This is a genomic window from Thiobacillus sp. 65-1402 (assembly GCF_001897685.1).
GTDB lineage: Bacteria > Pseudomonadota > Gammaproteobacteria > Burkholderiales > Thiobacillaceae > Thiobacillus.
The window spans coordinates 1-15,443 of record NZ_MKUG01000014.1; the positions used below are offsets into that span (position 1 = coordinate 1).

General features: G+C 63.8%; 18 protein-coding genes. 6 read left to right on the plus strand and 12 right to left on the minus strand.

Features of this window, described 5'->3' with window-relative positions:
* The 7 genes from BGO62_RS01335 to BGO62_RS01365 all read right to left on the minus strand — a co-directional run.
* Window positions 1-628: Orn/Lys/Arg decarboxylase N-terminal domain-containing protein (locus BGO62_RS01335; protein ID WP_296638780.1), on the minus strand; the 628-nt coding region annotated here is incomplete at its 3' end.
* A gap of 77 nt (window positions 629-705) precedes the next feature.
* Window positions 706-1,272 (minus strand): dCTP deaminase, encoded by a 567-nt coding sequence (dcd, locus tag BGO62_RS01340; RefSeq protein ID WP_296638781.1) that lies wholly within the window; start codon window positions 1,270-1,272, stop codon window positions 706-708.
* On the minus strand, window positions 1,272-2,360 hold the full coding sequence (gene apbC / locus BGO62_RS01345) for an iron-sulfur cluster carrier protein ApbC (RefSeq protein WP_296638782.1): 1,089 nt from the start codon (window positions 2,358-2,360) through the stop codon (window positions 1,272-1,274). Before apbC ends, dcd begins: the two co-directional genes overlap by 1 nt.
* A gap of 206 nt (window positions 2,361-2,566) precedes the next feature.
* Window positions 2,567-2,860, minus strand: a complete 294-nt coding sequence (locus tag BGO62_RS01350; RefSeq protein ID WP_296638783.1) for a hypothetical protein — start codon at window positions 2,858-2,860, stop codon at window positions 2,567-2,569.
* Window positions 2,861-2,948: 88 nt separating this feature from the next.
* Complete coding sequence (locus tag BGO62_RS01355) at window positions 2,949-3,500, minus strand: RNA pyrophosphohydrolase (protein ID WP_296638784.1); 552 nt, start codon at window positions 3,498-3,500, stop codon at window positions 2,949-2,951.
* Window positions 3,501-3,525: 25 nt separating this feature from the next.
* Entirely contained in the window at window positions 3,526-3,660 is a 135-nt protein-coding gene (locus tag BGO62_RS01360) for a hypothetical protein (RefSeq protein ID WP_296638785.1), read from the minus strand.
* Window positions 3,661-3,778: 118 nt separating this feature from the next.
* The gene (locus tag BGO62_RS01365) at window positions 3,779-4,549 is read right to left on the minus strand and encodes a polyamine aminopropyltransferase (RefSeq protein WP_296638786.1); all 771 of its coding nucleotides are present in this window, start codon (window positions 4,547-4,549) and stop codon (window positions 3,779-3,781) included.
* Window positions 4,550-4,631: 82 nt separating this feature from the next.
* Between BGO62_RS01365 and BGO62_RS01370 the strand changes: the two genes are divergently transcribed.
* The 3 genes from BGO62_RS01370 to BGO62_RS01380 all read left to right on the plus strand — a co-directional run bounded on the left by BGO62_RS01370 (window position 4,632) and on the right by BGO62_RS01380 (window position 7,698).
* Complete coding sequence (locus tag BGO62_RS01370) at window positions 4,632-6,362, plus strand: proline--tRNA ligase (protein WP_296638787.1); 1,731 nt, start codon at window positions 4,632-4,634, stop codon at window positions 6,360-6,362.
* 1 nt (window position 6,363) lies between these two features.
* On the plus strand, window positions 6,364-6,996 hold the full coding sequence (locus BGO62_RS01375; protein WP_296638788.1) for a lytic transglycosylase domain-containing protein: 633 nt from the start codon (window positions 6,364-6,366) through the stop codon (window positions 6,994-6,996).
* Between the two features lie 222 nt (window positions 6,997-7,218).
* Window positions 7,219-7,698 (plus strand): hypothetical protein, encoded by a 480-nt coding sequence (locus BGO62_RS01380; protein ID WP_296638789.1) that lies wholly within the window; start codon window positions 7,219-7,221, stop codon window positions 7,696-7,698.
* A gap of 30 nt (window positions 7,699-7,728) precedes the next feature.
* Here BGO62_RS01380 and BGO62_RS01385 read toward each other — a convergent pair whose 3' ends face one another.
* Genes BGO62_RS01385 through BGO62_RS01400 form a run of 4 tightly spaced genes read right to left on the minus strand, consistent with a single transcriptional unit; the run spans window position 7,729 to window position 10,541 of the window.
* Window positions 7,729-8,250 carry an efflux RND transporter periplasmic adaptor subunit gene (locus tag BGO62_RS01385; RefSeq protein ID WP_296638790.1) on the minus strand — a complete coding sequence of 174 codons (522 nt, stop codon included), beginning with the start codon at window positions 8,248-8,250 and terminating at the stop codon, window positions 7,729-7,731.
* On the minus strand, window positions 8,247-9,515 hold the full coding sequence (locus tag BGO62_RS01390) for a TolC family protein (RefSeq protein WP_296638791.1): 1,269 nt from the start codon (window positions 9,513-9,515) through the stop codon (window positions 8,247-8,249). Before BGO62_RS01390 ends, BGO62_RS01385 begins: the two co-directional genes overlap by 4 nt.
* The gene (locus BGO62_RS01395; RefSeq protein ID WP_296638792.1) at window positions 9,512-10,018 is read right to left on the minus strand and encodes a thioredoxin family protein; all 507 of its coding nucleotides are present in this window, start codon (window positions 10,016-10,018) and stop codon (window positions 9,512-9,514) included. The genes BGO62_RS01390 and BGO62_RS01395 overlap by 4 nt, the downstream gene beginning before the upstream one ends.
* Window positions 10,019-10,046: 28 nt before the next feature.
* On the minus strand, window positions 10,047-10,541 hold the full coding sequence (locus tag BGO62_RS01400) for a TlpA disulfide reductase family protein (RefSeq protein WP_296638793.1): 495 nt from the start codon (window positions 10,539-10,541) through the stop codon (window positions 10,047-10,049).
* A 13-nt stretch (window positions 10,542-10,554) separates the two neighbouring features.
* Here BGO62_RS01400 and BGO62_RS01405 point away from each other — a divergent pair, with 13 nt between their 5' ends.
* From BGO62_RS01405 to BGO62_RS01415, 3 genes are read left to right on the plus strand one after another with little or no spacing between them, the layout of a single operon-like run.
* The gene (locus BGO62_RS01405) at window positions 10,555-11,955 is read left to right on the plus strand and encodes an aspartate ammonia-lyase (protein WP_296638794.1); all 1,401 of its coding nucleotides are present in this window, start codon (window positions 10,555-10,557) and stop codon (window positions 11,953-11,955) included.
* 38 nt (window positions 11,956-11,993) lie between these two features.
* Complete coding sequence (ylqF, locus tag BGO62_RS01410) at window positions 11,994-12,890, plus strand: ribosome biogenesis GTPase YlqF (protein ID WP_296638795.1); 897 nt, start codon at window positions 11,994-11,996, stop codon at window positions 12,888-12,890.
* A 50-nt stretch (window positions 12,891-12,940) separates the two neighbouring features.
* Window positions 12,941-14,173 carry a U32 family peptidase gene (locus BGO62_RS01415; RefSeq protein WP_296638797.1) on the plus strand — a complete coding sequence of 411 codons (1,233 nt, stop codon included), beginning with the start codon at window positions 12,941-12,943 and terminating at the stop codon, window positions 14,171-14,173.
* Window positions 14,174-14,912: 739 nt separating this feature from the next.
* Here BGO62_RS01415 and BGO62_RS01420 read toward each other — a convergent pair.
* A partial coding sequence (locus BGO62_RS01420) for an integrase core domain-containing protein (RefSeq protein ID WP_296638796.1) occupies window positions 14,913-15,443 on the minus strand: 531 nt, incomplete at its 5' end.

The window sequence follows — 15,443 nt, forward strand, 5'->3', positions numbered from 1 at the left end:
GCTGCCCCAGTTCGTCTACCGCATTGCAGACGTCGGCGCGCAGCAGGTTCTCGCCGAAGAACTGGTGGAACATCTGGCCGATCGGCGACTTCAGGAAGGCCACGCCGCCCGAGTGGCCGGGACAGTGCCAGGAGTACGAGCCATCCGCCGCGTAATGGGTCAGCGCGCGGAAAAACGGCGGCACCAGCGAGTCGAGATAGGCCCGCGCTTCGCGCAGGATATAGCGCGCAAGGAACTCCGGCGTGTCTTCCAGCATGTGGATGAAGCCATTGAGCTCACGCAAAATGTCGTTCGGGATATGGCGCGCAGTGCGGGTTTCGCCGTGCAGGAAAATCGGGATCTCGGCGTTGCGGAAACGCACTTCCTCGACAAACGCGCGCAGTTTTTGCAGCGCCGTCTGCGCATCCTCGGCTGTGCCCGCGAGTTCTTCGTCGTCGATCGACAGCACGAATGCCGAGGCGCGCGCCTGCTGCTGGGCGAACGAAGTCAGATCGCCGTAGTTGGTGACGCCCAGCACCTCCATGCCTTCCTTCTCGATCGCCTCGGCGAGCGCACGGATACCGAGCCCCGAAGCATTTTCGGAACGGAAGTCTTCATCAATGATGACAACGGGAAAACGGAAGCGCATGGCCTGCTCCAGAGGGAAGCCGTTGGAATGGGCGGATTAAAAAACGCGGATTATACGAATCCCCGGCGCCCCGGGGATTAAATTTTCGGCAGGGTCACGCCGACCTGGCCCTGGTATTTGCCGCCACGGTCCTTGTACGAGGTTTCGCACACTTCGTCGGATTCGAGGAACAGCATCTGCGCCACGCCTTCGTTGGCGTAGATGCGCGCGGGCAAGGGGGTGGTGTTGGAAAACTCCAGCGTCACATGGCCTTCCCACTCGGGTTCCAGCGGGGTCACGTTGACGATGATGCCGCAGCGCGCGTAGGTGCTCTTGCCGAGGCAAATGGTCAGCACGCTGCGCGGAATGCGGAAATATTCCACGGTGCGCGCCAGCGCAAAGGAATTCGGCGGGATGATGCAGGAATCGCCCTTGACCTCGACGAAGGAGTTCGGATCGAAGGCCTTGGGGTCGACGATGGTGGTGTTGATGTCGGTGAACAGCTTGAATTCGTCGGCGCATCGCACGTCGTAGCCGTAGCTCGACGTGCCGTACGACACGATGGATCGGCCAGCGGCCTGTTTGATCTGCCCCGGTTCGAACGGTTCGATCATGCCATGCTCAACCGCCATGCGGCGGATCCATCGGTCGGACTTGATGCTCATCAGGTATTGGAAATGACGATGTTGGGGAACTTAGCGGAATGATCCACCGCGGTTTCGCCAATCTTAACAGCAACCCGGCGCGCGATCTGCTTGTAGATTTCGGTCACGCGGCCGTTCGGGTCGGACACCACCGACGGCTTGCCGGAATCGGTATCGGCACGGATGCTGCCGTCGAGCGGCAGCGCACCGAGGAATTCGACATTGTAGTCCTTGCACATGCGCTCGCCGCCGCCTTCGCCGAAGATACGCTCCTCGTGGCCGCAATTCGAGCAGATGTGCAGGCTCATGTTCTCGACCACGCCGATGATGGGAATGCCGACCTTCTCGAACATCTTCAGGCCCTTGCGCGCGTCGATCAGTGCGATGTCCTGCGGCGTGGTGACGATCACCGCGCCGGTCACCGGCACACGCTGCGCCAGCGTCAGCTGGATGTCGCCGGTGCCGGGCGGCAGGTCGACCACCAGGTAGTCGAGGTCGTTCCAGTTGGTGTTGTTGAGCAGCTGTTCCAGCGCCTGGGTGACCATCGGGCCGCGCCACACCATGGGCGTTTCGACGTCGATCAGGAAGCCGATCGACATCGCCTGGATGCCGTGGCCCATCAAGGGATCGAGGTTCTTGCCGTCGGTGGATTCGGGCTTGTCGGTGATGCCGAGCATGGTCGGCTGCGACGGACCGTAGATGTCGGCATCGAGCATGCCGACGCGGGCACCTTCGGCAGACAGCGCCAGCGCCAGGTTGACGGCAGTGGTGGACTTGCCGACGCCGCCCTTGCCGGAGGCCACGGCGATGATGTTCTTGACGTTGGGGATCAGCTTGACGCCACGCTGCACGCTGTGCGAAACGATCTTGAAGCTGACGTTGGCGGTGGCGGCGGTCACGCCAGGAAGGGTCTTGAGCGCGTCTTCGACCTGCTGCTTGATGACGGCCAGCTGACTCTGCGCCGGGTAGCCCAGCAGGATATCGACCGAAACGGCGCCGCCGTCGATCTTGATGTTGCGGGCAGATTTGGTCGAGACGTAATCCTTGTGGGTGTTGGGATCGACCAACTCTTTCAGTGCGGTTTGCACCTGAAGTTCAGAAACGGCCATGTTTGCTCCAGCAGGTTAAGTTAATTAGCAATCGCTCATTTTAACGAATTCTGCTGCTTTGGGTAAAAGGAAACGCTGAAAAGACGCGGGATTCCCTGCCGTTTACAGGGGCTTTGAACCGCCGCCGAAGTGACGCCCACACTTGTTTTTCGGCTCGCACGGCGCTCCCGATGGCTCGGGTTCGCCCGATCGGCATGGCAAGACGGCTATCGGAGTTCGGCGTAATGCGCCACCAGCACGGCCTCGGGCACGCGCAGCCGGATCGCCGCCGCCAGTTCGCTTATCGCTCCCGATCGTGGGCGCAACGATACCCACAGCAGGTTCAGTTTCAGGTTGAGATCGGCAAACACCACATCCTGATGCAGCGCCAGTACGGCCTGAATATCACGCGAAGTGCGTTCGATCTCGGCAAGCGGTCGGCTGCGCAAACGCGGGATCAGCATCATGAAGTCGGTCAACCGCTTGCCGCCGATATCGCGCGTGGGCGCGATCTGCCACAAGGGGGCTCCAGGAGCGGCGCATGAAGCGTTCGTCAGTGTGGTTGAGGCATGGATCCGTATCTTCATCGCGCCTCCACTGCCCCGAATTTCAGGGCTTCAACCGCAGATCCAGCACCATGCCGCGCCGGTCGCACAGGCGGTGCGCACGCTGGCGTAAATAGCGCACGTCCTTGTGCAGATAGCGTTCGAGTTCCTCCAGCGCCAGCCGGTAGACCTCGCGCTTGAAGTCGACCACCGCATCCATCGGCACCCAGTACTCGTTCCAGCGCCAGGCATCGAACTCGGGGTGAGTGCTGGCTCGCAGCGAGACATCGCTGTCGCGTCCGGTCAGCCGCAGCAAAAACCAGATCTGCTTCTGGCCGCGGTAGAGGCCGCGGCTGTCGCGCCGGGTCCAATGGGCAGGCACGTCGTAACGCAGCCACTCGCGCGTGCGTCCCAGAATACGCACATGCTCGGCCTGCAAGCCCACTTCTTCTTCCAGTTCCCGGAACATGGCCTGTTCCGGCGTTTCCCCTGCATTGATGCCGCCCTGGGGAAACTGCCAGGCGTGCTGGTTGACGCGCTTGCCCCAGAAAACCTGGTTGCGCGCGTTGCACAATACAATGCCTACGTTCGGGCGGTACCCTTCTCGGTCGATCATGGCCGCCACCATCAATAAAGTTCGATTACCTGCATTCTTTCACACCCGCCGGAAATTGCAAACCTTCCAGCGCCGGAAACCAGGCGTTAAGCATTGTTTTAATTGGATTTTCCAGCGAGCGCTCCAAGCCGTCTGCAGCCGCCTCGCCTACACGGCGCATGGACAGCACTGCATGCGGCGGTTTCCGGGACGACATTCGACTGCGCTGGCGTCGTTTCGGGGCCAGGCGATGAAAGCGCCTACCCGATGTCGAACCCCGCTGCCCCGCCCGGCCGCATTCAATCGAGCAAGGGCGCGCCGGCCTCCGGCCACTGAAAATCCCGTGCGAAGCCGCGCAAATCGAGCCCCCAGCGTTTCGACAGGTCGGCCAGGCGAGGCTGCGCGTCGAGGAGCCGGGCTGCCGCCCCCGGCTCGGCAAACGCAAACACGATGACGTTGGTTTTGTACTGCACCGAAATCCAGCCGACTTCGCCGTCGAACGCGCGCGAAAGACGCGCGAAATACTCGGGAAACGCCTTGTCGCGTCCCCATAGATTGACCGCCAGCACGCCGCCCGGCTTGAGCGCGCGGCGGCAGGCTGCATAAAACGTCTGGGTCGCCAGCGCCTCCACCTGATTGCCGGCGTCGAAGCCGTCGAGCAGGATGACGTCGGCGCTGCCGGGATGCTGTCGCACATACAGCGCGCCGTCGGCTTCGACCACGGTGAGCGCCGCGTCGTCCGGCGGCAATTCGAAATGCGTGCGGGCGGCGGCGATCACCCGCGGATCGATCTCCACCGCGGTGATGCGCGTCTGCGGCCGCTGCTTGCGGATGAACTTGGCGAGCGAGCCGCCGCCGAGGCCGATCATCAGCACCTCCTGCGGCAGCGGATTGAACATCAGGAAGCCCATCATCGCGCGGGTGTAGGCCAGTTCCAGATCCCACGGCCGACTCACGCGCATCGCGCTCTGGATCGCGCGGCTGCCCAGGTGCAGCGTGCGCAGGCCGCGCTCCTCGGTCACTTCCAGTCCGCCGTCGTCCGCCCGGCGTTTCCCAAATCTCAAGCGCATGGCCGCCCCATCGCAAAAATCGAGCGCGAAAGATTACACGTCCGCACGCTAAAATGCCGCTTTTCGTTTTGATTGCCTCACCATGCGCGCCAGCCAGTTCTTCATTTCCACCACCAAGGAAGCCCCGTCCGAAGCCGAACTCGTCAGCCACAAGCTGATGCTGCGCGCCGGCCTCATCAAGCGCCTGGGATCGGGGCTGTATACCTGGATGCCGCTCGGCCTCAGGGTACTGCGCCGGGTCGAGGCGGTGGTGCGCGAGGAGATGAACCGCGCCGGCGCGATCGAACTCCTGATGCCGGCGGTGCAGCCGGCCGAACTGTGGCAGGAAACCGGGCGCTGGGCGGTGTTCGGCCCGCAGATGCTGAAGATCAAGGACCGCCACCAGCGCGACTTCTGCTTCGGCCCCACCCACGAGGAAGTCATCACCGACGTCGCGCGCCGCGAAATCAAGAGCTATCGCCAGTTGCCGGTCAACTTCTACCAGATCCAGATGAAGTTCCGCGACGAGATCCGCCCGCGCTTCGGCGTCATGCGCGCGCGCGAATTCCTGATGAAGGACGCCTATTCCTTCCACGCCGGCCGCGACAGCCTCGCTGCCACCTACCAGACGATGTACGACGCCTACACCCGCGTCTTCTCGCGCCTGGGGCTGACCTTCCGCGCGGTGGCCGCCGACACCGGCGCCATCGGCGGCTCGGCCTCGCACGAATTCCATGTGCTGGCCGATTCCGGCGAAGACCTGATCGCGTATTGCCCGGATTCCGACTATGCCGCCAACGTCGAGCTGGCCGAGGCGCTCGCCCCCGCCACGCCGCGCGCCGCGCCGCAGGAAACCCTGCGCGAGGTGGACACGCCGAAGCAGACGACCTGCGAGGACGTTGCCGCCCTGCTCGGCATTCCGCTGGCCCGTACCGTCAAGCTCATCGCGGTCATGGCGGACGAGCGGATGATCGTCGTGCTGCTGCGCGGCGACCACATGCTGAACGAGGTCAAGCTCGGCAAGCTCGAAGGCCTCGCCGATTTCCGCCTGGCGAACGAGGCCGAAATTCGCGCGGCCTTCGATTGCCCGCCCGGCTTTCTGGGGCCGGTCGGGATCGATCGCAACAAGATCAGGGTCGTCGCCGACCGCACGGTCGCGGCGATGAGCGACTTCGTCTGCGGCGCGAACAAGCCGAAATTCCACCTGGCCGGGGTCAATTTCGGCCGCGACCTGCAGGAACCGGATAGCGTGGCCGATATACGCAATGTCGTCACCGGCGATCCCAGCCCCGACGGCAAAGGCAGCCTGCAACTGTGCCGCGGCATCGAGGTCGGCCATGTATTCCAGCTTGGCAGCAAGTATTCGCAGGCGATGGATGCCACCTATCTGGACGAGGCCGGCAAGGCCCAGGCCATGGAAATGGGCTGCTACGGCATCGGCGTGTCGCGCATCGTGGCATCGGCCATCGAGCAGTACCACGACGAGCGCGGCATCGTCTGGCCGAAGTCCATGGCACCGTTCTTGCTGGTGATTGTGGCGATCGGCTACGGCAAGAGCGAGCTGGTTAAAACCGCCGCCGAGTCGTTGTATGCTGAACTGACCGCCGCCGGCTTCGATGTGCTGCTGGACGACCGCGACGAGCGCCCCGGCGTGATGTTCGCCGACGCCGAGCTGATCGGCATTCCGCATCGCGTCACCGTGGGCGAGCGCGGACTCAAGGACGGCATCGTCGAATACCAGCCGCGCCGCGCTGCGGCGGATCAAAGCGGCGAAGCGCAAAAAATCGCGCTGGCCGGCGCCACGGAATTTTTGACGGGATTGCTGGGGCACTGACATGAAAAAAACGACGCACACCGGACTGCTGATTGCTGCCCTGCTTGCCCTGCCCGCGCACGCGGGCGGACAGCGCGAGGAAGCGATGTCGGCCAATGTGCGCTCGTCCCTGCAGCGTGCGCTGGCGGACACCGCCGTCACCCGCACCGCATTTCGCAATGTCGCCGACGAGGCGGCCTGGCTGAAGGACATGTCGCGCCGGCTCGCCAAGCGCATGCCGGACGAGGCCGAGCGGCTGGAATTCCTCACCACCCTGCACTGGGAAGCTTCGCGTGCCGGCGTCGACCCGCAATTGATGCTCGGCCTGATCCAGGTGGAAAGCGGTTTTCGCAAATACGCCGTATCGCCGGTGGGTGCGCGCGGCTATACTCAGGTGATGCCGTTCTGGGTCAAGACCATCGGCAATCCCGACCACAACCTGTTCCAGCTGCGCACCAATCTGCGCTACGGCGCGCTGATCCTGCGCCACTATATTGACATCGAACGCGGCGACCTGTTCCGCGCGCTGGGGCGCTACAACGGCAGCCTGGGCCGCCCGGAATACCCGAATCTGGTGGTGGGCGCCTGGAAACGCCACTGGGATTATCTCCCCGCCACGAAGTCGGCAGACGCATCCATCGGCTCCCGCAGCTGACGCTCTCCCCGGACGCGTAAAGACGCCTGAGTTGCCCGGCGAAATCTCAACGCTCTGTCACGTTTCCATCACCCCGGCCGTTCTTCCTTTCCCCGCCGCAGCTGCTCAAGCACTCTGAAACCCTTGTGTTTCGACAAGGCCGCGCATTCGCCCTGTGCTGGCACAGGCTATGCAGCGCAACGGGCACAGGCCATGACCTGTATCACAATAATGGAGGCGAGCATGGAAATGACGATGCAATTGTCCCGCACGCTCAAGGGGCAGGAGGAAATCTTCAACCTGGGCCATACGTTGCGGCCCCGGCACCGGCAGATTCTGTTCAGCGTGGGGAACGGTATTTCTTTTGGCGAATTGCGCAGCAAGCTGCCCAATTGTGCCGAACTGGAAACCATGGTGAATGAGCTGCTGCAAAACGGCTTCATCCAGCCCTTGCGCAACATGACGGCAGCTCATGCCGCGGCAGCCGTCAGCGCACCGGCGCCAAGCACCGTAAACCTGGCGGAAGTACAAGCCTATGTACTGGAGTTCATGGCTGCGCTGGTGGGAACCAAATCCCCGGCCTACAGGCAGATGAGCGAGGTACAGGATCTTGCCGGATTCAAGACTGTTTTACCCGTGTGCCGCAAGGTGATTGCCGCCGTGGCCTCGCCGCGCCAGGCGGCGGAAATGGAAGCCGGCGTGGCGCAACGCATGGGCGACTGAACGCCGGGCGGCTCGCCCGGCGCAGGTGGCTTATGGGCGCCCGGAGTCCAGGACGACCAGGGGCTTCGGTTGGCAGTCCGCCGCCACCACGGTACCGGGCGCGCCCGGCACCGCGCTGACCACCCCTGCAAACGGTGCTTTGAGCTCCGCGTCGCTCAGGTTCTTTTGCGCAATCGTGCGGCGCGCCTGCGCGACAGACACGGCCGCCTGCGCACGCGCGTGACGCAGCGTCGCCGCGTCGAGCTCGGTGGTCGACGACACGGTGCGGTTGAACAACTCCTCCGCCCGGTCGAGTTCGCGCCGGGCATCCGCTTCGTCGGCCTGCGCGCGCGCATGCTCCGCCGTCGCCTCATCGAAACGCGCCTGCAAAACTGTCTTGTCCAGCCGCAGCAGCACCGCGCCTTTCTTGACGCGCTGGCCGGGCTTGACCAGCACCTCGTCCACCACCCCGGACACACGGGTAGTGAGTTCGACCTTGTCTGCCGCCCATAGCGGGCTGGCTGCCGCCAGCCACCAGCCGGCCAGCGCTCCGGCCACGATGCTCTGCTTCATTTCCGTGCTCCCTCAACAGGCGGCAAACTGCCGCCGGACAATGCCTCCAGCCGCGCCAGCGCCAGCGCCAGGCGGTATTCCACCTGCTTGCGGCGCAGCTGCGCCATTTGCGTTTCGGCCATGCTGGTGCCCAGATTGGTCTTCATTTCGAGTTCGTATTCCGCACGCGAGCGCTCCAGCGCCCAGTCGCGGTATTCGATCTGCTTGCCGGCGGCGGGACGGCCGCTATCGCGCAGCCATTCGATTTCCTGCAGGGTGGCAAGCAGGGTGTCCGCCAGCTCGAGTTTGAGTTTTTCCAGTTCGGCGACGCTGCGTTCCTTCTGCGCCAGTTCGCGCGCCACCCGGGAATCCACGCGCGCGCCCTGATACAGCGGAATGTTGAATACCAGTCCGGCGCTAAGCCCGTCGCGTGTGCTCGATTCGCGGCTATAGCCGCCGCCGACCACCTCGGCGTCGAGCAGCGGATTGCGCTCGGCGCGAACCGCCGCAAGCCGCGCATCCGCCGCCGCCACCTGCGCCTGCAGCGCCAGCACGCGCGGATTCTTCTCCATCACCCAGGGCAGCAGGGATTCGTATTCGGGTAGCGGCCGGGCGTTGTCCGCCAAGGCCGGATCGGCCAGTTCGCTGGGCAGTTTTCCGGGGCGGTTGATCGCGTGCGCGAGTTTCTGCCGCGTGCTGCGCATGCGCTGCTGGTTGGCGTTGCGGCGTTCGCGAAGATCCTGGTATTCGGCTTCCAGCCGCAGCAGGTCGGGCTGGCTGATCTGGCCCACTTCGAAGCGGTCCCGCGCGTTGTCCCACGACACATAGGCCACGGCGACGAATTCGCTGTCGGCGGCGGACTGCATGTCGGCCAGCAGCACATCGAAGTAACGCGCCATGATATCGATGCGGCGCAGGCTCTCGACGTTGAGCAATTCCGCCTGGCGCGCCGCGACATCCCGATCCGCCGCCGCGATGGCCTGGCTGCTGCGGCCGAAATCGAACAGCGGCTTGCGCGCGACGATACGGCCGATGTTGTCCGGCTTCCAGTCGCCGTCCGGGCGCCGCCCGGTTCGCAGGCTGCCGTCGAGAAACAGACTGAAGTCCTGGCGGCTCGCCGCCTGCTCGCGATCTGCGCGCGACAGCGCCAATGCGCTTTCGGCCACCCGGCGGTCGGGGTGAGGCGCCGCCACGCTCGCCAGCGCCTCATCCAGCGTCAGCCGCTCGGCCGACGCGGCGGCGGACAGCGCGCATGCCAGCAGAGCGGCCCATGCCCCCCGCTTCATTTGCCTTGCTTGTATTTGGTGAAGGGCTGGCTGGCGTACGCGCCCTCGGCCACGTATTTCCCGAGCAGCAGGAATTCGGCCGGGTCCTTGGTGGGGCCGGTGTGGCGCGTGATCAGTTTGCCGTCGAGGTCGAAGAACAGCAGTGTCGGCGTCGCACGCACGCGGTGGCTGAAGGCAAAGGCCTTTTCGGTGGTGTGATTGCCCTGGAAATCGGTCATCTCGGTGTCGCCGTTGACGTCCATCGGGTACAGCAGGAATTGCGCCCGGTAGGCATCCTGCACTTCAGCCTGGTTGAGGACGGTGGCTCTCATGCGCTCGCAAAACGGACATTCGTCCATCTCGAAAAACATGAAGATGCCTTTTTTTCCTTGCTGCTTGGCGGCATCGAGTTCGGCCTTGAAGTCGCCGAATTTGGGCTGAAAGAAATGGTTGGTCGGATCGCGCGTTTCCGCCCAGGTCGGCGCAGTGAACAGCAGCAAGAACGCGATAAGCATTTGGCGCATGGTGTCTCCTCGATATTGCGGACTTAGCTTACTTCTTGGAATTGGCCGTTTTGCCGGCGATATAGTTTTCCACTGCGGCGCGGGTGATCGCCCCCACTTGCTGGGCGACCATCTTGCCGTCCGGATTGTACAGATAGGTGGTCGGCAAGCCCCGCACCGGCCCGATCTGGTTCACGATCTGCGCGTTGCCCAGCACGATGGGGTAATTGACCAGCAGGCCGTCGGCAAAATCGGTCACCTGCTTGGCATTGCGGTAATCGAGCGCCACGCCGATGACGACGAGGTTGTTTTTCTTGTTCTCGTGCAGCGCAATCAGATCGGGGATTTCCTCCAGACAGGGCGGGCACCAGGTCGCCCAGTAATTCACCAGCACCCATTTGCCCTTGTAGCCCGACAGCGTATGCACCTTGCCTTCGGTGTCGGTCACCCTGAAATCCGCCGCCTGCGTCCACGACGCCATCAGTGCCAGCACCAACCCGGCCAGCCACATCGGATAAAATCGAGCTCTTTGTAACGTCTGCATTGGTTTTTCCACCATGAATGAATTCCGCATCGAGACAGACTCACTTGGCGAAGTCCGGGTTCCCCAGAATGCCTGGTATGGCGCACAAACCTCACGTGCCGTGGCCAATTTTCCCATTTCGGGTCGTCGGCCGGATAGGGATTTCGTACTAGCGCACGTGCGCATCAAGCTCGCCGCCGCGCATGCCAACTGCCAGCCCGGCTGGCTGCCGGAGCAGAAGCGCGACGCCATCGCCGCCGCCTGCGAGAAAATCCTTGCCGGCGAGCACCTCGATCAATTTGTAGTAGACCGCTTCCAGGCCGGCGCCGGCACCAGCCACAACATGAACAGCAACGAGGTGATCGCCAACCTCGCCAACGTCGCGCTGGGCGGCGAAAAAGGCGCCTACAAGCCGGTCAACCCCAACGACGACGTCAACATGGGGCAGTCGACCAACGACACCATTCCCACCGCGATCCGCCTCGCCGTGCTGGCCAAGCTGCCGCGCCTCGTTGCGGCGGTGCATGCGATGACTGCCGAGTTCTCGCGGCTGGCCGAGCGCGAAAAGGACACGGTCAAATCCGGCCGCACCCACCTGCAGGACGCGGTGCCGACCACGCTGGGGCAGGAATTCGCCGGCTACGCCTGGACGCTCGCCCGCTGCGCCGCGGCGCTGGAGTCGGTGCGCCCGGCGCTGTGCGAAATCGGTCTCGGCGGTTCGGCCGCCGGCACCGGGCTCAACACCTCGCCCGATTATCCGGCGCGCGCCGCCGCCGAGCTGGCGAAGCTCACCGGCGAACCGATCAAGGTCGGCCAGCTCGTCGCGCAGATGCAGTCGATGCACGACCTCGCGCGGCTGTCCGGCGAAATCCGCAACCTCGCGCTCGAACTCACGCGCATCTCCAACGACCTGCGTCTGCTCGCCAGCGGCCCGCGCACCGGGCTGGGCGAAATCCAGCTGCCGCCGGTGCAGCCGGGCTCCAGCATCATGCCGGGCAAGGTCAACCCGGTGATGTTCGAGATGCTGAACCAGGTCTGCTTCCAGGTGCTGGGGCAGGACGCGGCGGTTTCCTACATGGTGCAGGCCGGCCAGATGGAATTGAACGTGATGATGCCGGCGCTGGGCAGCGCGCTATTCGACGCCATGGACTGGCTCACCAACGCAATGAACGCCGCGACCGAGAAGAACCTCAAGGGGATTATCGTCAACCGTGAGCGCTGCGCCTTCTTCATCCACCAGAGCGTCGCGCTCGCCACCCTGCTCAACACGCAGATTGGCTACAACCAGGCCGCCGAGGTCGCCAAGGAATCGGAAAAATCCGGCCGCCCGGTGCGCGACATCGTCGCCGAAAGAGGCCTGATGAGCGCGGCCGACTTCGACGCGCTGGTGTTGCAGGCCGCGCACGGCGTGGGCAGCGGCGGCGGCGCGGGCTGACGCCGGTTCGCCTTCCCATCACCTGACACCCGAACGACATGCCGATCCAGTGGTTCCCCGGTCACATGACCACCGCGCGCAAGAAGGCCGCGGAAACGATGGCGCAGATCGACGTGGTGGTCGAGGTGCTCGACGCGCGCCTGCCCGAAGCCGGCAGCAACCCGATGATCCACGAGCTGCGCGCGCACCGGCAGCGCCCCTGCTTGAAGCTCTTGAACAAGGTCGACCTCGCCGACCCCGAGGCGACCCGCGCCTGGATCGACTACTACAACAGGCAGCCCGGCGTGAAGGCGGTGGCGATCTCCGCCAAGAAGCCGGGCGACGTCGCCAAGCTTGCCGGGCTCGCGCAAAAGCTCGCGCCGCACCGCGACGACACCATCAAGCCGCTGCGGCTGATGATCATGGGCATCCCCAACGTCGGCAAATCCACCCTCATGAACACCTGGGTCAAGCGCAAGGTGGCCGCGGTGGGCGACGAGCCGGCGGTGACCAAGTCGCAGCAGCGCATCAACCTGTCGCCGCGCCTGATCCTGGTCGACACGCCGGGCATGACCTGGCCGAAAATCGAGCACGATGCCGACGGTTTCATGCTCGCCGCCAGCCACGCGATCGGCCGCAACGCGGTGATCGACGAGGAGGTGGCGATCTTCCTCGCCGGCATCCTGCTCGAACGTTATCCTGGTCTGCTGAAGGCGCGCTACGGTTTCAATCTCGAAGATCTCGACGCCACCGGCGTGCTGGAAGCGGTGGCGAAGAAACGCGGCTGCATCCTCAAGGGGCGCGGCGGCGAGCTCGACCTGGAAAAGGCCGCGATGATCCTGCTCACCGACTACCGCAGCGGCACGCTTGGCCGCATCAGCCTGGAAACCCCGGCCACACGCCAGGCCATGCTGGCCGCCGCGCACAGCAAACCCGAACCCGGTACATCCACGTGAAACCCAAGATACGCCAACCCGAACTGCTGGCGCCCGCCGGCTCGCAAGTCATGCTGGAAACGGCGCTCGCCTTCGGCGCCGACGCGGTGTATGCCGGCCAGCCGCGCTACAGCCTGCGCGTTCGCAACAACAGCTTCCGCGACGAGGCGGCGCTGGGGATCGGCATCGAATACGCGCACCGCCAGGGCAAGCAGTTCTATGTCGTCAGCAACATCTTCCCGCACAACAGCAAGCTGAAGACCTACCTGGCCGACATGGCGCCGGTCATCGCGCTCAAGCCGGACGCGCTGATCATGGCCGACCCGGGCCTGATCGACATGATTCGCGAAACCTGGCCCGACATGCCCGTCCATCTCTCGGTGCAGGCCAACACCGTCAACTACGCCGCGGTGCGGTTCTGGAAAAAACTCGGCATCCGCCGCGTCATCCTGTCGCGCGAACTCTCGCTCGACCAGGTCGCCGAGATTCGCCAGGAATGCCCGGACATGGAACTGGAAGTCTTCGTGCATGGCGCGCTGTGCATCGCCTATTCCGGCCGCTGCCTGCTGTCGGGCTACTTCAACCACCGGGACCCCAACCAGGGCGCCTGCACCAACTCCTGCCGCTGGGAATACGCCGTCCAGCCCGGCAAGGTCGCGCCGGACGGCGACGTGTACTTGATCGAAGAGCGGGAGCGCCCCGGCAGCCACATGCCGATCGAGGAAGACGAGCACGGCACCTACATCCTCAACTCGAAGGACCTGCGCGCCATCGAGCACGTGCAGCGGCTGACCGAAATCGGCGTCGACTCGCTCAAGATCGAAGGCCGCACCAAGTCGCCTTACTACGTCGCGCGCACCTGCCAGACCTATCGCCAGGCCATCGACGACGCCGTCGCCGGCCGGCCGCTCGACCCGACCCTGCTGCGCGAGCTCGATGGCCTGGCCAACCGCGGCTACACCGGTGGTTTCTACGAACGCCATCCTGACCGCGAATACCAGAGCTACCTGCGCGGCCATTCCGAATCAGACCGCAGCCTGTATGTCGGCGATGTCATGGGGTATGACGCGGAAGGCCGCGCCGAGATCGACGTGAAGAACCGCTTTTCGGTCGGCGACCGCATCGAACTGATCCATCCCCAGGGCAACCTGGAACTGACGGTCACGACCCTGCACGGCAGGGACAGCACCCCGGTCGACGTCGCGCCGGGCAGCGGCCATCGTGTCAGCATCCCCCTGCCAGCGGGCTATGAGGGGGCGTTCGTTGCGCGTTTTGTTGCGGAGCGCGACCCAGCACACCCTTGAGTCGAGGGGTTGAGTATCGCGATCCTGCACGGGAATGGCCCCTACTTATGGTGAGCGTCCGCTTGCCTGATCAGCGAGTGCGTACTATCGACCCAAAGCGGCCTCTTGGAGAGGAAGACACCAACAGCTCATGTCGGCCAAAGCGGCCGTTCTGATGGAGACGCTCTGAGCCTTACCATCTGCCCCCCCCCTTTTTTCATGGCGTAAGACCGAAGTCGCAACGACACCTTGTCGATCAACTGGTTAGTGGCGAGAATGGCTGTCTCAAATATCAAGAAATGTTCGGACCGCTGGGGTCCGGCGAATCACTGTTAGGACCATGTTATGAACAGCTTTCTATCAAGTGCTCTTCTCTTCTACATAGTTGTTTCAATGACAGGATGTGCTAATGGAAATTGGGTGACCATGAAAAATGGACGTCCCGCGAATGAGTCTGAAAGAAAAATAGATAGCTTGAGATGTGAGCGTGAGGCGGCTTCAACATATCCTTTTGCTCAAGTCATTACTTCAACTAGTGGAGGGGGCTTCGGTAACAGAAGAACCACCGACTGCTATGGTGACGCGAACAAAGTGAGCTGCACAACGTCCGGTGGGATACTCGCACCTGAGCCTAAGACAACAACCACTGATGGCAATGAAAGTAACCGTTCCCGATATTACGATTCTTGTATGGAGGCACTCGGATATGCGAGTGTCTTTGTTCCCGCGACGTCCCCCCGGTTTTCAGTAGCACTCGGCTTTAGAGTCCGGGGGTTAATGTAGCCGATTTGCCGGCCAGTTGCCTGGCGTAGGCCGAAGGCGTCAGCCCACCCAGCGATTTCTTAGGTCGCTCCTCGTTGTATTCGCGCCGCCACGCCTCGATCACCGTCCTGGCATGCGCCAGGCTGACGAACCAGTGCTCGTTCAGGCACTCGTCCCGCAAGCGACCGTTGAACGATTCGATGTAGGCGTTCTGGTTGGGCTTGCCAGGCTGGATCAGAAACAGCCTCACGCCACGCGCATGTGCCCAGGTCAGCATCGCCCGGCCGCAGAACTCCTTGCCGTTGTCGGTGCGGATCGCCTGCGGCAAGCCTCGCTCCAGGGCGAGTCGGTCGAGGATGCGCGTCAGCGCGTGGCCGCCGATGGCGCGTTCGGGCACGATGGCAACCGACTCGTGCGTGGCGTCGTCCACCACCGTCAGGCACTTGATGACACGCCCTTCGGCCGTCCGGTCGAACACGAAGTCCATCGACCAGACCTGGTTGGCGGACAGAGGCCGCCCCAACGGCTG

Excerpts from the sequence above, each read along its gene's own strand:
- dcd (WP_296638781.1), bottom strand. The coding sequence starts at position 1,272 with ATGAGCATCAAGTCCGACCGATGGATCCGCCGCATGGCGGTTGAGCAT.
- apbC (WP_296638782.1), bottom strand. The coding sequence starts at position 2,360 with ATGGCCGTTTCTGAACTTCAGGTGCAAACCGCACTGAAAGAGTTGGTC.
- BGO62_RS01355 (WP_296638784.1), bottom strand. The coding sequence starts at position 3,500 with ATGATCGACCGAGAAGGGTACCGCCCGAACGTAGGCATTGTATTGTGC.
- BGO62_RS01360 (WP_296638785.1), bottom strand. The coding sequence starts at position 3,660 with ATGCGCCGTGTAGGCGAGGCGGCTGCAGACGGCTTGGAGCGCTCGCTG.
- BGO62_RS01365 (WP_296638786.1), bottom strand. The coding sequence starts at position 4,549 with ATGCGCTTGAGATTTGGGAAACGCCGGGCGGACGACGGCGGACTGGAA.
- BGO62_RS01370 (WP_296638787.1), top strand. The coding sequence starts at position 4,632 with ATGCGCGCCAGCCAGTTCTTCATTTCCACCACCAAGGAAGCCCCGTCC.
- BGO62_RS01375 (WP_296638788.1), top strand. The coding sequence starts at position 6,364 with ATGAAAAAAACGACGCACACCGGACTGCTGATTGCTGCCCTGCTTGCC.
- BGO62_RS01380 (WP_296638789.1), top strand. The coding sequence starts at position 7,219 with ATGGAAATGACGATGCAATTGTCCCGCACGCTCAAGGGGCAGGAGGAA.
- BGO62_RS01385 (WP_296638790.1), bottom strand. The coding sequence starts at position 8,250 with ATGAAGCAGAGCATCGTGGCCGGAGCGCTGGCCGGCTGGTGGCTGGCG.
- BGO62_RS01390 (WP_296638791.1), bottom strand. The coding sequence starts at position 9,515 with ATGAAGCGGGGGGCATGGGCCGCTCTGCTGGCATGCGCGCTGTCCGCC.
- BGO62_RS01395 (WP_296638792.1), bottom strand. The coding sequence starts at position 10,018 with ATGCGCCAAATGCTTATCGCGTTCTTGCTGCTGTTCACTGCGCCGACC.
- BGO62_RS01400 (WP_296638793.1), bottom strand. The coding sequence starts at position 10,541 with ATGCAGACGTTACAAAGAGCTCGATTTTATCCGATGTGGCTGGCCGGG.
- BGO62_RS01405 (WP_296638794.1), top strand. The coding sequence starts at position 10,555 with ATGAATGAATTCCGCATCGAGACAGACTCACTTGGCGAAGTCCGGGTT.
- ylqF (WP_296638795.1), top strand. The coding sequence starts at position 11,994 with ATGCCGATCCAGTGGTTCCCCGGTCACATGACCACCGCGCGCAAGAAG.
- BGO62_RS01415 (WP_296638797.1), top strand. The coding sequence starts at position 12,941 with ATGCTGGAAACGGCGCTCGCCTTCGGCGCCGACGCGGTGTATGCCGGC.